The organism is Exiguobacterium sp. S3, from assembly GCF_018617295.1.
Classification (GTDB): Bacteria; Bacillota; Bacilli; order Exiguobacteriales; family Exiguobacteriaceae; genus Exiguobacterium; species Exiguobacterium profundum.
This window is the reverse complement of the sequence record NZ_JACSJW010000007.1, coordinates 69,609-85,375: the sequence shown is the minus strand read 5'-3', so window position 1 is coordinate 85,375 and position 15,767 is coordinate 69,609. Positions and strand designations below refer to the sequence as shown.

At 50.0% G+C, this 15,767-nt stretch carries 16 protein-coding genes; 15 read left to right on the top strand and 1 reads right to left on the bottom strand.

The features are described 5' to 3' along the window. From KNO65_RS14740 to KNO65_RS14670, 15 genes are all read left to right on the top strand, one after another. A partial coding sequence (locus KNO65_RS14740; protein ID WP_214785111.1) for a VirD4-like conjugal transfer protein, CD1115 family occupies positions 1-1,730 on the top strand: 1,730 nt, incomplete at its 5' end. 16 nt (positions 1,731-1,746) lie between these two features. Continuing rightward, positions 1,747-1,989, top strand: a complete 243-nt coding sequence (locus tag KNO65_RS14735) for a hypothetical protein (protein WP_074038008.1) — start codon at positions 1,747-1,749, stop codon at positions 1,987-1,989. A 16-nt stretch (positions 1,990-2,005) separates the two neighbouring features. After that, complete coding sequence (locus KNO65_RS14730) at positions 2,006-2,413, top strand: hypothetical protein (RefSeq protein ID WP_214785109.1); 408 nt, start codon at positions 2,006-2,008, stop codon at positions 2,411-2,413. 20 nt (positions 2,414-2,433) lie between these two features. Beyond that, complete coding sequence (locus KNO65_RS14725) at positions 2,434-4,398, top strand: pLS20_p028 family conjugation system transmembrane protein (protein ID WP_214785107.1); 1,965 nt, start codon at positions 2,434-2,436, stop codon at positions 4,396-4,398. A 6-nt stretch (positions 4,399-4,404) separates the two neighbouring features. Beyond that, positions 4,405-4,704 carry a DUF5592 family protein gene (locus tag KNO65_RS14720; protein ID WP_029336108.1) on the top strand — a complete coding sequence of 100 codons (300 nt, stop codon included), beginning with the start codon at positions 4,405-4,407 and terminating at the stop codon, positions 4,702-4,704. A gap of 1 nt (position 4,705) precedes the next feature. Further along, entirely contained in the window at positions 4,706-5,326 is a 621-nt protein-coding gene (locus tag KNO65_RS14715) for a hypothetical protein (RefSeq protein ID WP_214785105.1), read from the top strand. A 17-nt stretch (positions 5,327-5,343) separates the two neighbouring features. Beyond that, a complete protein-coding gene (locus tag KNO65_RS14710) occupies positions 5,344-7,296 on the top strand; it encodes a VirB4 family type IV secretion system protein (RefSeq protein ID WP_214785103.1) in 1,953 nt (650 codons plus the stop codon). Continuing rightward, positions 7,296-8,402, top strand: a complete 1,107-nt coding sequence (locus KNO65_RS14705) for a lysozyme family protein (protein WP_214785101.1) — start codon at positions 7,296-7,298, stop codon at positions 8,400-8,402. The genes KNO65_RS14710 and KNO65_RS14705 overlap by 1 nt, the downstream gene beginning before the upstream one ends. A 30-nt stretch (positions 8,403-8,432) precedes the next feature. Further along, positions 8,433-9,011 (top strand): hypothetical protein, encoded by a 579-nt coding sequence (locus KNO65_RS14700; protein WP_214785099.1) that lies wholly within the window; start codon positions 8,433-8,435, stop codon positions 9,009-9,011. Beyond that, positions 9,012-9,851 (top strand): hypothetical protein, encoded by an 840-nt coding sequence (locus KNO65_RS14695; protein WP_214785097.1) that lies wholly within the window; start codon positions 9,012-9,014, stop codon positions 9,849-9,851. Positions 9,852-10,043: 192 nt separating this feature from the next. Beyond that, positions 10,044-10,295 (top strand): hypothetical protein, encoded by a 252-nt coding sequence (locus KNO65_RS14690; RefSeq protein ID WP_214785095.1) that lies wholly within the window; start codon positions 10,044-10,046, stop codon positions 10,293-10,295. Then, entirely contained in the window at positions 10,288-11,442 is a 1,155-nt protein-coding gene (gene mobP2 / locus KNO65_RS14685; protein WP_214785093.1) for a MobP2 family relaxase, read from the top strand. The genes KNO65_RS14690 and mobP2 overlap by 8 nt, the downstream gene beginning before the upstream one ends. Positions 11,443-11,451: 9 nt before the next feature. Beyond that, the gene (locus KNO65_RS14680) at positions 11,452-11,901 is read left to right on the top strand and encodes a hypothetical protein (protein WP_214785091.1); all 450 of its coding nucleotides are present in this window, start codon (positions 11,452-11,454) and stop codon (positions 11,899-11,901) included. 5 nt (positions 11,902-11,906) lie between these two features. Then, positions 11,907-12,194, top strand: coding sequence for a hypothetical protein (locus KNO65_RS14675; protein WP_214785089.1), 288 nt, complete (start codon positions 11,907-11,909; stop codon positions 12,192-12,194). A 4-nt stretch (positions 12,195-12,198) separates the two neighbouring features. Further along, positions 12,199-13,635: an ArdC-like ssDNA-binding domain-containing protein gene (locus KNO65_RS14670; protein ID WP_214785087.1), complete on the top strand. Its 1,437-nt coding sequence runs from the start codon at positions 12,199-12,201 to the stop codon at positions 13,633-13,635. A 167-nt stretch (positions 13,636-13,802) separates the two neighbouring features. On the opposite strand, the gene KNO65_RS14665 is transcribed toward KNO65_RS14670, so the two are convergent. Further along, positions 13,803-15,713, bottom strand: a complete 1,911-nt coding sequence (locus KNO65_RS14665) for a hypothetical protein (protein ID WP_214785085.1) — start codon at positions 15,711-15,713, stop codon at positions 13,803-13,805. Between the last annotated feature and the right edge of the window lie 54 nt (positions 15,714-15,767).

The window sequence follows — 15,767 nt, the reverse complement described above, 5'->3', positions numbered from 1 at the left end:
CCGGACGGAACAAACGGCGTCTGACGAAACCGACAATATTGAACATTATTAAACGAGCAAAATTGTACATAAAAAAGTTGACATTTATACTCGCCCAACAGTATGCGCGCTCGGTCGCCTTCATGTTGTACCATGACCCGAAGGCACGGGACCCTTTCTGGGCCAACTCGTCAATCGACCTGTGTACGGCGCTCATCCTCGGACTCTGTGAGGAGGCGAAGGACACGCCAGAGAAGATCAACATGTACAACGTCGCCCTCATGCTCTCGGACCTTGGCTCACGGATGGTCGTGACGCGACAAGGACAGGAGATCTCCGCGCTCGACGAGTTCTTTCATCGATTCCCGGAGAACCATCCCGCCCGGCTCCAGTTCGCGACGCTCCACTTCTCGGGTGGTCAGACACGGGCGAGTATTTTAGCCAATACCAATGCGAAACTCGGGATCTTCACGTTGAACGGGACCGGGAAGCTGACGTCGATGAACTCGCTCGACATGCGACGCATCGGATTCAACCGCTGGATCAGTGGACGGACTGAACCTTTGACACGGATCACGTTCAAATTCCCGGATGGGACAACCCATGCGCTCACGACGGACGACGATGGCAGCTTCATCGTGTATCATACGTCGTCGCTTCAATATGGAAACACCGTTCAAATCTCGACCGACTCAGGTACTTCAATGATTCAGTTGGAAACGCAGGACGAGGAAACCGGACAATTCGATTACTCTATCGACGGTGCAATCCAAATCCGTGAGGTGATGCATCAACTCCAACCTGTGGCGGTGTTCCTGATTGTCCCGGACTATGACCCGACATTCAATGTCATCGCATCCCTTTATATCAAACAGGTGTACACGGCGCTCGCCCGGGTCGCCTCGCAGACGAAACAGGGTAAATGCGAGCGTCAGGTCGTCTTCCTCCTCGATGAGTTTGGGAACATGCCGCCGATCGAGGGCATGGCCAATATCATCACCGTCTGTCTCGGTCGGAACATGCGATTCAACCTCGTCATCCAGGCCTACTCCCAACTCGAGAACCTATACGGCGAGGATTGGAAGACGATTGACGGCAACTGTGGGAATACGCACTATCTGTTGACCGCGGACGAGTCGACCGCCGAACTGATATCGAAGAAGCTCGGTGAGGCGACCATCGTCACGAAATCGCGGTCCGGGCAGACGTTCTCGCTCAAGAAATCGAAGACGGAGAACGTGGACGGTCGCCGGCTCATGACGGCGACCGAGGTCATGGGACTCAAAGAGGGCGAGATGCTCATCATCCGTGTCATCAAGCGTCAAGATACGAAGAAACGGCGTATCCAGTCGTATCCCATCTTCCTAACCGGCAAGACGGCGATGAAGTACCGCTACGAATACCTGGCGGACGACTTCGACACGGACCGCTCCCTGCATGATATCGACATCCCCTGCCGTCACGCCGGTCTCGACTTCGAGCAAATCCGTGTCCGTTTCGCGAAGCAAGAAGACGAGACGGATAGCAACGCGCCATCGAATCAGGAAGACACGTCCTTGACGGTACGTGACGTACTTCAGGATAGCATCCTCCGCTCGATGTTCGAAGGACATGACATCGGTGGGATGTCCCTCCCTAAGTTCGAGACGAACCTGAACCTAGGAGTTTACGACGTCACCGACAGCCAAAAGAGCTTTTTGAGCACGATGATCGCGAAACGACTCGAGAAACTAAAGCAAGGCACACCGTAGAGAGGAGGCCGAACCCATGGCCGAGAGTGCGAGAGAGAAGCGAATCCAGAACGAATTGCGTGTCGTTGCAAGAATTATCGAGACGCAACGCGTCCGCCTCGAACGGGGCGACGTGCTCAACATTCAGACGATCGACGGCTTTCTGACCGTCTATCAGGACGACACCTCAGACACCCCGAAAACTGTTACACTAATAGATAAGTTCGACTTCCGCGTCAACCTGAAAGTCGCGGATCTATTAAAGGGGAAAATCGTCTGAGGGAGGGGTAAACGTTATGAGGAAAATCTTGATTGGTGTCCTACTCGGGAGTTCGTTACTTTTAGCATCGTGTGGTGCCGAAAGTTCGAATTATCTTTCTACAACTTCTGTTGAAGAAATTGCAGATATTAAAACTGGGCAAGAAATTGCATACGTTCTTGTAGACAGCGATAGTCAAGGTAGTGAAGGGCCTTACGTTGATACTGTGCGAGAAGTCGCCACGGAAAAAAAGAAAGACGTTCTCTTATTCAATCCGTTTCAGCCTAATGGGGAAGATCTTGAAGAACGTTCTACCCAAGAACATCCTGAACTTAAAGGTGGCAGATTGTACGAGATAACTGATGGTGAAATCAGCCGTGAATTAAATGTATCTGCCCTTACAGAAGATGAATTAAAGGATCAAGTTACTAACTTCATTAAATAGCCTCTGAATGGAGGGATTCTATGGGTGATAACGAAGTTGTAAATAAGCTACAAGAGTTCACTGATATCCTTAGTCTCAGTACACTGGTACTGGATGCCCTCCGCTCAATGGGTTGGATTTTAATACGTGGCTTAGCAGTATTGATTGATGGACTTGAAAAAGTGACTGACAGCATACTACTAACTAAAACATTTTTTAATAACTTTCAAGTGGTTGAATTCGTTTCTACGATTCAACCTTTTTTGTACGTTCTTTTAGCTGCTAGCTTCCTATTCACGGGTTATCTCATCATTTTTCAAAAGAAATTTGATCGAGAAGGATTTTTAATCAATCTGTTTATCACGTTGCTCATTCTCGGACTATTATCTCCAACGATGACGCAAGTAAGTGAGTTCAGTGATACCGCGATTGATTTCACAGCTCAAAACTCTGACGAAAACTCTTCCAGTGAATCGATATCAAATCAGATTTTACGAGAAAACATTCATGATTTGATTGAATATGACCGAAACGATTTTTCTGGTTTGGAAAGTGCGGCTTTAAACTCCTTACCACAAAGTCATTTACGAAATATTGATATCAACGAGGTATTCGATAGTAATGAGTTTCGCTTGGGAAGTACTGGCGAACAAATCTCTCAGTCCAAACTAACCTGGAATGGTGAAACGATGGGAAGCTCAAAACTCGACCAAAGTGGTGTCGAGTGGAACAACCAGTATTACTACCGCTATCAGCCGAACTGGTTGACCATCTTCGTGACACTCGGGATCATGGGCTTCACGTTGTTCTCGATCGCCTACAAACTGGCGCGTCTGTCGTTCGAGCTTGCCTTCAACTATGTCCTGGCGATTCTCGTCGCACCGGCCGATCTTCACAGTGGTCAAAAGACGAAGAAGGTCATCCAAAGCATTTTGAACACGTTCCTCGTGATTATCCTGATCTTCGTTTCGATTAAACTGTACACCATCGGGACAGCCTATCTCGCAGAGACGTTGGACGGTTTCGCCTATCTAATCGCCCTCATCGCCTTCTCGGTCGCATTGATCGACGGACCGAACATGGTCGAGCGGCTGTTCGGGATTGATGCCGGACTCAAGCGGGGCTGGGGTGTCGCCCTCGGCGCCTATGCCGCCGGGAAAGGCGTGACCTCGGCAGGTGCCCACGCGGTCTCGAAGGTCGCGCGTGCCGCACAGGGCGCACCAAAGATGCCCTCACTCCATGAGGCCGCGACGACGCGGATGGATTCAAATGCCATGCCGCATAACGGTTCAACACTTAGTGCAGCGGACCAAGCTTCACAGCGGATGGACGCCGAGAGACAAACCGATCCAGCTGGTGTCGCTCAGGAGAACCAAACTGCAAGTCGCACGCATACCGACAAAGAGAAACCGACAAATCCGAAGGACGTTGCGCAACCAAACGACGGTCAAGAATCAGAGCTTGAAGTGCACGGGTCTCCACAATTAAATGAAGCGTCGGACCGCACATCTCCCGAATCGATTCATACGACGAACCCGGAATCAAATACCGAAAGTTGGCCCGACAATCAAAAAACGTCATCTGAGACGCAAAGACCAGAATCGATTCACGATCATTCCAGTTCTGGTCATTCTCCAGGCCCTGCCTCATCGACTCTCGAACCAGTCAACGGGTCCATCGATGCCACATCCGAACCAGGCCATCGTCACAATGAATCAGTAGACAGAAATGACGTGACGACACCGACACCTCATGAGGCACCACACGCAAACAATTCATCCCCGTCTTCGTCACTTACGACGGATTCAAGTGATGCGTCAACAGGGAAACATCAAGGACGAGCCCGACGGACCATCCATCAAGACACCGTGCTCGACGTCGAGACCGAGGTCATCGAACAGGTGCGTGAGAATCAGACATACCGCCATACTCATAACCATGAAGAGTCGCGACGGATCTATCCGACCTCGCCACCGAAACGTGACAATATGAAGAAAAAGGAGTGATGACCCATGCGCAAATACCGGATTCCGAACGAGGTCACGACCGAGCTCAAGATCAACAAGATGCTCTATCTGCACGATTTCCTGTTCCTCGTCGGGCTCATCGTACTCCGGCTCGTGACGCTCCCGTTCATCCCGTCGGTGCTACACATCCCGTTCACGGTCTTCCTCGTCGTATTCGGTCTGTTCATGGTACTCCGACCGGCGACCAATCCGCAGAAGCGGATGGTCCATGCACTCTACTACGCGCTCATCAAACGCAAAGACACCTATCTCGCGCTCGACGCGCACACGAAAGGACGTGATTGAGATGGCGTTCATCGAAGACACGCTACAAGAACCGAGACGCACAGGTACCTGGCTCGACGAACAGGACGTGGTCGAGAAACGGATGGTCAAAGATAAGGTCGTCGTCAAATCGACGGTCGCCGAACTGATGCCGGTCGTCGACATCACCGGGACCGAGGCGTTCGAGATGCGCGACGGGACCTATCTCGACATGATCCAGCTCACCTCAAAGGACATCTACTCCTTGAATGAGGAGGAAAAAGACCATGACGTGTTCTCGCTCGCCTATCTCCTTCAGGCGTACACGCACCCGCTCAAGGTCGTGCCACTGAACACACCGCTCAGTCTCGAGCGGCAGAAGATCAGCATCGAACGACAGATTCGACAAAATCAGACGCCGGCCTACCTGCCCTTCTTGTTGAAGAAAAAGCAGGAGCTCGAATACCTCGAGGAGCATCGCACCAATCGCGATTATCTCCTCTTTTTTTATGCCGACGACGAGCGGACGCTACGCGAACGGAAGACACACCTCTATAAACTGCTCCGCCGCTCGAACCCGATGCGCGAGCTGACGCTCGACCAGAAAGTCCATGTGCTCTATCAGCTGAACAACCCGAACACGAAACCGCAACTCGACGCCTGAAGAAAGGAGTGACGCGCATGTGGCAGCGCCTGCGTGACAAGTTATCCAAACAATCGGACCCGGAGACCGTCAAGATCGAGAAAGGTTACAATCCCGACGTCATCGCCAAGATCCAGCCACAGGGCGGCATTAAGTTCGACGCCAACTTCGTCCGGCTCGGGGACGGCTATCTGTCTTGCCTCCATGTCTACAAATATCAGTCGCTCGTCTATGACTACTGGCTCGAACCGATTCTGAACATGCCGGGCGTTCTGACGACACTCGACATCGGGACGGCCGACAAGCGTGAAATCATCCAGACCATCAACAAGTCGATGGCCGAACAGAACACACGCTTCGAGAATGCGAAGGACAACATCGACCGCATCGACGCTAGGGAGACATATAAGGAGCTGAACGAGCTCTATGAACAGATCACCCAGGGCGAGACGATGAAATATCTGCATCTCCGCCTCTATGTGAAGGCGAAGACGCTCGACGCACTCGAGGTGAAAGTGCAGGAAGTGATGGAAGAACTCGAGGCCCGGAACTTTCGCTCGACGATCTTCCTGAACGAACAGGAATGGGAATGGCAGAGCCTGTTCACGAGCTATGACCAACAACAGAGACTGCCGAACCGGCGACGTGGGAAAGAGATCCCTTCCCTCTCCATCGCCGGCGGCTATCCGTTCCACTTCACGTCGCTCCAGGACGCGACGGGCACGTATTACGGGACGACCGACACGAACGGCAGCGTCATCTTCGACCTTTTTCATAAGGACAAGCAACGCAAGTTCTATAACGCGCTCATGATCGGCAAGATGGGATCCGGCAAATCGACGCTCCTCAAGAAGACCGTGCTCGATCAGGCGATCAAGGGCAACAAGATCCGCATCCTCGACGTCACGGGCGAATTCTCCGACCTCGTGCGCCAGCTTGGCGGGAAAGAGATCGCGCTCGACGGGTCGGCCGGGCTCATCAACCCGCTCCATGTCTATAAGACGGTGACGAATAACGACGGCAGTGCCAACGAGGCACTCTCGTTCATGCAACACCTGTCGAAGATGGCCGTGTTCTATCATTACATCAACCCGGCGGCGACGCAGGAAGAGACGAATGAGTTCGAGATCCTGCTCCGGGACTTGTACGTTCAGCACGGGCTCTGGGACGAACAGGGCGAACTGCCGATCACGACGCATCCGGCGAACCGATACCCGACGTTCTCGGACTTCTTGAAACTCGTGCGGCGTGAGCTCTACACGAACGACACACGCACCTCGATCAAGGAGGCAATCAGTCCGAACCGGGTACGGCGTCTCGAGAACATCGAGCTCGCCGTCACGAACCTCGTTCACAACTATGGCAACATCTTCGACGGACACTCCTCCATCGACCGATTCGATGAGGAGCTCATCGTGTCGTTCCCGCTCCGAAATCTGACGAGCCTACGGGACGAGGTGTTCCAGGCGCAGGTGTTCTCGCTCATGAACATGCTGTGGGACGGGATGATCGCCAACGGCTCGAGTCAACTGAAAGCCTACAACCAGGGCGTGCTCCGGACCGAGGAGGCATGCAAGTACCTCATCGTCATCGACGAGGCGCACCACTTGATCAACACGCGTGACATCGCGCAACCGGCCATCCTGTATCTGCAACGTTGTATGCGTGAGGCGCGCAAGTATTTCGGCGGCATCTTCTTCGTGTCGCATCTGATCACCGACTTCGTGCCAGCCGGATCGAAGTCCGAGAACGCCGAGAACGTCAAGTCGCTCTTCCAATTGACGCAGTACAAGATCATCGGCGAACAGGATGCGGAGAGCATCCCAATCATCCAGACGGTGTTCGACGGCCAACTCTCGAATTCCGAGATGCGGATCATCCCCTCGCTCGAGACGGGGCGTGTCGTCCTCAGCATCTCCGGCGTGCAGAATCTCATCTTTGACGTCGATGTCGCGCCCGAAGAACTCGCCTTGTTTGGTGGAGGTGCCTGATGTGGACGGCCGCGAAACGGACGGCCCGCTTCGCCGTCACGGCGAAGTGGCAGCTCGCGACGCTCAAGTGGCGACTCATCCTGCTCGGCCTCGCGGCACTCGTGTTGTTCCTGGTCATCCTCGTCGTCGGGATCCTCGACACGCTCACAGGTGTCCAGAACGAACAACCGACCGACGTCACGTTCGACACAACAGGCGGTCTCCAGGTGAGTGACCAGGTGCTCCAATATCGAGCCTTGGTCGAATTGGAACTGACGAAGCACGGGCTGGCCGAACAGACGAATCTCGTGCTCGCGCTCATGATGCAGGAAAGCGGCGGACGCGGGAACGACCCGATGCAGGCGAGCGAATCGAAGTGTGGACGCATCGGATGCATCACCTCCCCCGAGGAGAGCATCGTCTACGGCGTCGAACATTTCGCGTCTGTCTTCGAACGGGCGAACCGCGACGTACAGCTTACGTTACAGAGCTACAACTTCGGCGGCGGCTTCATCGATTACGTTCAGGAGAACGGCGGACGTTACTCGAAAGAGCTCGCCATCTCGTTTTCGCAGATGATGTATCAACGCGTGAAACACACCGGTATCTATCGTTGTCATCGTCCGAGTGCGGTCCAGCACGGTGCCTGTTACGGGGACATCGAATACGTCGACGCGGTACTGAAATACCTTGCGCCGGTCGCCGTCGCCGATGGGGTTATCACGAAAGAACTGTTGTCGGGATTACGTTCCCCGCTCGCCATCCCGCTCAACGTGACATCGCGTTTCGGGTGGCGCGTCGTTTTCGGACAACGGGACAATCACACCGGTATCGACTTCAGTTGCACACCGTCCGACACGATCCACGCGGTCAAGAGCGGCACCGTCATCTATAGCGGGAACCGCGGACCGTACGGCAATCTCGTCCAAGTCCGACACGACAACTACATCACAGCGTATGCGCACCTGAGTCGTCTCGGCGTCCAGACGGGACAACAAATCGAGGCTGGACAGGCGCTCGGGTACTGCGGCACGACCGGTCGATCGAGCGGGAACCATCTGCATTTCGAGATCAAGACGGGCGAATGGTCCGGTCATATCGACCCCGCCCCGGTCTTCGGTTTTTGAGTCATGGATGTATGGAAAGGAGGAGAAAGGATGAACTTCACCGCACGTCACCTCGCGTATCTGTTCGGGGTACTGCTCCTGATTTCACTCGCGGCGAACGCCTTTTTCTATCAACAAGTGACGCCTGTCACGAGTACTTCAGACCCTAGTGAGATGAAAAATGAGAGCGTCACTTCCCTTGAATCGGCAACCTCCGATGATACGTCAGTAGACACCGAACCAGTCGTCGCTTCGACAGAGACGGAACAAATGGAAGAAGTGATGACACAGGCGACACGCTTCGTCGAGTACGCCTTCACCATCTCGAAGGACAGTTATACAACCCAGAAACGACAGGCGAAAAATGTCATGTCGGAAGACCTCGCGGCCACACTCTTCGCCGCTGACGGCAGTGATGTCGGCACGTTCGAGACAACCGTCCGCGACATCGAAGTGTTCCCTTCTGTCTCCGGGGAAGATTGTCTCGTGCGGTTCGAACAAGACCTGTTGATCACCGAGACGGGTTATGAAGAGACGACGCAAGAACTGTTGGCTTTGACGTTCGAGTCCATCGATGGGCGTTTGGTCGTCACAGAGATGGAAGACCTGACACCGGAAGGAGGGATCTAGATGCGACGACAAACGCGACGACGCCTCACCAAGAACGTCTCCCGCTTCTACCTCGGACTTGGGATATTTTTTGTCATCGGCTTCCTCTTCTTCGGCACCTCGTCGTTCTTCTTTGCCGAGGAAGCACCGGTCAATGAGACACCAATCAACGATGCGATCCGTCTCTCGAACGGGGAAATCGTGACGCTCCATGCCTGGAGTTATGACACGGAAAAGCGGACGATGCGCGTCCGACTCTCGCTCGATGAAGTACCAGGTAACACGAATGATCATCTCTTCCGCTATGTCTATAAGGCACGTCCGGATTCTGAGAAGGAAGTTGCGTTGCTCTACGAACGGAACGATCAATACGTGCTCGAATTGGCTGACGTGCCGAACGACTTCAACCAAATCGCTATCCGAATCTACGGATTGGATGAGTCACAATCAATCGACACACTCACATCTGAGGAACGGGAGAACAGTCTTTTGACGTCACTCTACGCCGACCGCCGGACCATCGAACAGGCGAGCCACACCTCATCTGATGAGACAACTTTCACGAGACTATTTGTCGAGGACGAACTCGCGGAGACCGAGAAACAGTTGGAGACGGCGCAGCAGTCGGTCAAGGCGCAGCGGCAACAAATCAAGCGGCTCGACCGTGACAAAAAGGAGCTTGAAGGCGAACTCACCTATCTCTCGCTCGACGAACAGGTCGAACAAGAGAACGAAATCTTCGACCTCGTCCGGAAGCGCGACGAGCTTACACTCGAACTCGAGAAGCTCGAACAGTCGGTCCAAGCGCTCGAAGAAAAGCATGACAAATTGCGCGTCCGGCTCCGGGAACTGTCGATTTAAGTGGCACATTTCGTGCCAAATCGCTGGTTTCACTGGCACATTTCGTGCCGTTTTCGGACTTTTGGTGATATCACGGAAACCCCAGGCTCTGCCTGGGCTATCACGACAAGTGATAGCAGTTTCCCCTTATGCTCTTTGAACGAACTTTTAGGACCTCGGCAATATACAGCCTCTAGAAAGGTGGTCAGGCAGATGGATCTGTTACTCCGCGACATCGACCCCGTCATCGTGAAGCAAATCGATGAATGGGCGAAGGAACACAACCGCTCCCGGCAACAATACTTGAAAGAACTGCTCGCCTCCTGGTGTGCGAACGGCATCCAATCGACACAGGTCGAGCGGCTCGAACGACAGCTCGAGGCGAACACGCTCCACCTGAAACGGAGCGCAGACGAGCTCGCCGAAGTGACCCGGTTGTTGAGTGAGGTGATGCAAGATGTGTGAGACGCCGGGCGTCGTCATCAAGTCGAAGTTCAAGGTGCCGGGCACGAAAAAGAAGTCGCGTCGTTATACGACATACCTTGACTACATCAATCGACCGGACGCGAAAGACAGTCGCGAACAGTTCGAGACGTATCACAACTATATGGAAGACGAGACGAAATCGAGCGGTCTGTTCACACGCGAGGACGACCGGTTGAACGACAAAAAGCGTCGCGCCGTCCGCGACATCTTCAAGCATGCGCAAGTGAGAGGGAGCATCCTCTGGCAGGACGTCATCTCGTTCGATAACGCCTGGCTTCGAGAGACCGGTGTGCTTCACGACGATCTCGTCGACGAGAAGCGATTGATCCAGGCGACGCGGGACGCGGTCGATTTGATGCTCCAAAAAGAGAAGATGGTCCACGCCTATTGGACCGGCGCCGTGCATTACAATACCGACAACATCCACGTGCATATCGCCATCGTCGAGACGAGCCACATGCGCGAGCGCGGCAAACGCAAACCAAAATCGATCGAGCTGATGAAGTCGAAGGTCATCCATTCCCTCGCCGACCGGACGAAAGAACAGGAGAAACTGAATGCGTTCATAAGAGAAGAACTAGTCGCCCATAAACGGAACCGGAAGATTCCAACGCTCCCGAACCGTGTCCTGCATCCCGAGCTCGTCCGTCAATTCAAGGACATCTATGAGCGGTTGCCGGAAGACAAACGACAGTGGCGCTACAATATGAACGGGATGCAGCCGCTCCGTGAATCGCTCGACCGTCTGACCGACCGCTATATCGATATTCACTTCAAAGCAGAGTTTCAATCCTTCAACGAGCGGCTCGAACAGGAGGTGTCGTTCCATCGTCGTAGCTACGGCGACACGGAGAAGGCCGAGCGTTACCAGACGACGAAGCGACAGGACCTCTACACCCGGATGGGGAATGCCATCCTTTCCGAGATGCGCGACTTGTCAAAAGAACAAACGATAGTTGAGAGAAATGAAGCTCCAAAACATCCGGTTAGACGTGCATTCAAACATCAAAAGATATTCAACGAATCGCTGTACCGGATCGGACGGCACATGAACGACGAATTCGAACACCTGAAGAATCAACGGGCTTTCGAACAGTTGGAACGGGACATCGAATATGGAAAGTGAGGGAGGACGATGGAAAAGTTGAGACAGATCCGCCTCCGGTTGAAGCCAGAGACGGTCGCGTACTTGGAGGAGTTCGCCGACGACAAACGCTTCGGCCACCTCGGTCAGGTCATCGACCATATCGCAGAAGAACATAAGCAACTGGCCGACGAGAAGTGGGACATGCAGTTCCTCACCCGCTCGATCAGCACGCAGGTCTCTCATCATATCGAGAAGATTATGAACGAGCAGGTGTCGACAGAGCTTGAGCGCATTCGACTCGCCGCGAACCGCTCCGACCGTCACGGTCAGATTCTGACAGAGCTCCTTCAGGCGCTCATGCAGACCGAGGGCATCGAGGACATCATGACGACGGATCAGTTCAAGCCAACGTTCCTCGCGACAGCGGAACGTGTCGTCCAGGAACGCATCGAACACCAAAAACAGAAGAAGGACACACTAACTTTTGAGAGAGGATGAATCCTATGCGACCACTTGACCGTCCCTTCACGATGGGACAACTGTTGACGCTTCAACCCGATACCGTCACGGTCCTCATCTATGGGAAGCGATACGACATCCGGGTGTCCGTTTCCGAGCACCAACTTTTGACCGCCATCGCGCAAGACGAGATTGTCTTGCTTCCCGTCAATTTCGAACGGACACGGCTGTTACTCGACATCCCGGAAACGTCGCCACACCTCGAGCGTGAACTGAACGATTTTGCGGACAGTGATGAATCTGTCACCGACTTGTTGAAGGAAGGAGTCTGACACGATGGCCAAGATGAAAACGAACGAAGAACGGAAGGCCGAGCTCGAGGCCTTGACGGAACAAATGGGAAAACAGATCGACAGCTACTTCGAGAGTCCAGAGAAGATCAGGGAACACCTACAGTTCCTCGGCAAGTTCCATCAATACTCGATGCGGAACGCAATCTTGATCGAGTCCCAGTTCCCCGGCGCGGTCGCGGTCGGCTCTTATCCGTTCTGGGAGAAGCAGGGCGCACAGGTCCAAAAAGGTGAGCGTGGCATCAAAGTATTCGTCCCAAGCCCGGTGACGTATGCCTTGCACAAAGATGAATGGGTACCGCTCAGCAAGGCACCAAAGCCGATCAAAGACGACGTAAAACAAGGACGAATCCCGTCACGCAAGATGATGTACTTCAAGATCGGTCACGTCTTCGAGTACACGCAGACCGACGCACGCGAGAAAGGAATCGAGGTCTCGGACATCTTCAAACGGTATCATCGGGACGGCGGGCTCGAGAACGAACAAGACATCCGTGACGCCTTGACGACGCTCTCGGATGCCCGGAATGTGACGCTATTAGATGAACCGCTCGACGAGATCGGTACGGCGAAGGGTTGTTACTATCCGGAGTTGCATGCGATCGCCTTAAACCCGCGGAACACATCGATTGAGGACATCAGCGTCCTGATCCATGAGCTCGCTCACTCTGAGTTACACAACCAAGAGCGGAACCTCGAACGGGAAAAACCGCTCACGGCACCCGAGAAGGAGTTCCAGGCCGAAATGGTCGCCTACGTCGTCTCGCATCAACTCGGGTTCCCGACGGACGACTTCTCGCTCTCCTATCTGGCCGGTTGGACGAAAGACAAGGAACTTTTAGACAAGGAACAATTATTGCAGGAGGTCCATCAGACATCCGCGACCTTCCTTGACCATATCGAATCACATTTAGAAAAGGTGCACACTTTAAAGCACGAGAAGGAACAGACTCCACTAGAATACTTCGAGCAACTGAATCAGCGTATGGGATGGAAAGACGCTGACCACAGTCTCTATGAACGAGTGCATGCCGTACAAAGTGTGTATCCTGAGGAGGTGGAGTCCTATCTGAACGCAAAAGCGACCCTCGAGACGAACCTGAAGGTGGGGCGTGTCGATGAGCCGCTCATGTATATTCACAATAAAGGGTTCGGATTCCAGTCATTCGGTGTCGCCAACAATCATGACTTCAATGACGACGCGCTTGTCGTTTACACGATTGCATTACCAGATCATCCATTGATTAGCGGTCACTTCGATCCTGAAAGAACCGTGCATCCATTACATGATTTAGAGAAAAACAATAAGGTTGAAAAACCAACTCTCAAAAATCTTGAAGATAGTTGGCATAATGTGTTGCTCGAAGAAGAAAAGAAGTCTGTATCAAGAACAGCTATATTGAATATTGAACGCTTAATATAAATTGTAGGATATGAAGTATGTATCAACTTCATATCCTACTTTTTGATGCATTTATTCACAGCCGCTTAATTAGATATTTTACTGACTTAGTGCAATCAGCAGGGGCAATAATTTTAGAATATATAGCTTTCAAAACATATTATTTTATAAAATATATAGTTTTTTGATTAGGCTTTTAAAAAATTCAATTGGCGTGAAGACGGACGCCCATCTTTAGAAAATTCTAATATTGGAGCTTGAGATTTATATTTTTTCACTATTGCTAAACTACCTTGCCCTTCTACTTTTTCGAAAAACTTTCTTGTTAAATGAATTTGAGGAGGATTTCCCAAATATTCTATCATTTTTTCAGAAGTTATAGACCCTTGATAACAAACAAAGTCCTCAGTATGATACTCGTCAATTTTATGTGTATTACTTATTTTCAAAGAAGGTCTTCTTCTTAAAATCATAGATCTAAATGATGAATTGTCTACCACGAAAGTCTCTCCATATCTTTGATTACTCCCCTGCATCGAAGTAGTTAACACAACTCTATATATGTTGTTTATTGAAAAGTCTTCAGATAGAGACAATTGTTTTTTTATTAAATCTAAGTTTTGGCTATAGTAGTCTGCTATTCTATCTAATTGCTTTACATCATCTTCAAGCTTATTTAAATGGCTTGCATGCTGCCTAAGTTTAAACGGTTGAATATGGGCTTTACATTCTACTAAATAAATATCTTGATCTAGTTGAAATGCAACATCACATTCATACTCAGTATCATTTGTTTTGTGGACAAGCTTTCGAGCTTTAATGCCATTACTATTTAATAATTCTATAACGCTTGACTCAAATTCGTGCCCTCTAGATTGCAGTTGAACTTTTTCATTTAAAAAATTCGAGCTAATCGCATGACCGCCGATAGAAATCTCTGTAAGAGATGGTATCACTACTAAAAAATCTCCAAAGGGGATAAAAGGATAATCTATAAAATCAGTAGATTGTGAATGAAAAGTAAATTGTTTAATTATTATTGTACTTTCCTCACGCGTAAAATCATTTTTAACAAAAAAATTAACCCATTCAGATTTCTTTTTAATGAGCAAAAGATTATTCATATTTAATTGTAAATAATGTTCCTTTATTTTTTTCTTACACTCTTCTTGTAATAGTTCATACGCTTCCAACCAACGAGATAACGGAATACTTTCACTATAAAATTTTGCTGGATTGATGAAAAAGCTGAACAAATATTCTCTGCTAATATTTTTATACAGTGAATCTTCACTTATAAATCGATTGAAATTTAATTCATTTTGTATTTCCATCTGTTGATTAGTATTTAAACTCTTAGCTCTGTGATCAGACACAGATGTAATTAAGTCAAACTCATCATCGTAAAAATCAACTTTCAATTTCCGGTTATCATCGACTTCAATAGCTAAATCTGCGTATTTCCAGTAATCATGAAAATAGTCGATTTCCTTCCAAAACCAATTTAAATTAATGTGTTCATTAGCCATTTTAAGAGATTTTTCATTAAAAATTCTATGGATATTTTTTTGATCATACTTTCTATAATCAAAATATTTAAAAACATTACTGCAAGTTTCTACAATATGTTCGTAATTATCTATTTCTGATTGTGGAAACTTTGGTTGATCAACATCTTTAAACTTATTAACATCATTTAACCACTTGTTAAAGCTTCTTAAAATTAATTCCAAATTTATTAAGTATGTATTTCTCTCGTATTTTTTATTTGGAAGTAACTCTTCGTACTTTTTTTCTCTGGCTCTATTAATACGTTCATATACAGACTCAATCATTTTTTTATCATATCTTAATTTATCTATCAATAATTTTTCGTTAGGACCCTTAGCAAATCTCTCAATTATTTCTAAAGAACACTTCAATACTTTTTCGTTCCGTTTGTTATTAAATGGATTCACTACGACCCCAGATAATTTTAGTATCCTGACTGCTTTGTATACACCTGATTTGGCACACTGTAATTCAACTTCTTTTAAAAATTTAGATTCGTCTTTTAATAAACTTTCATATTTATAAAAATCATATAATCCTATCTCCATTTAAACACTTCCCTTTCTCTAGTAGTTTATAAAATCTAATACATAGAATCTGTT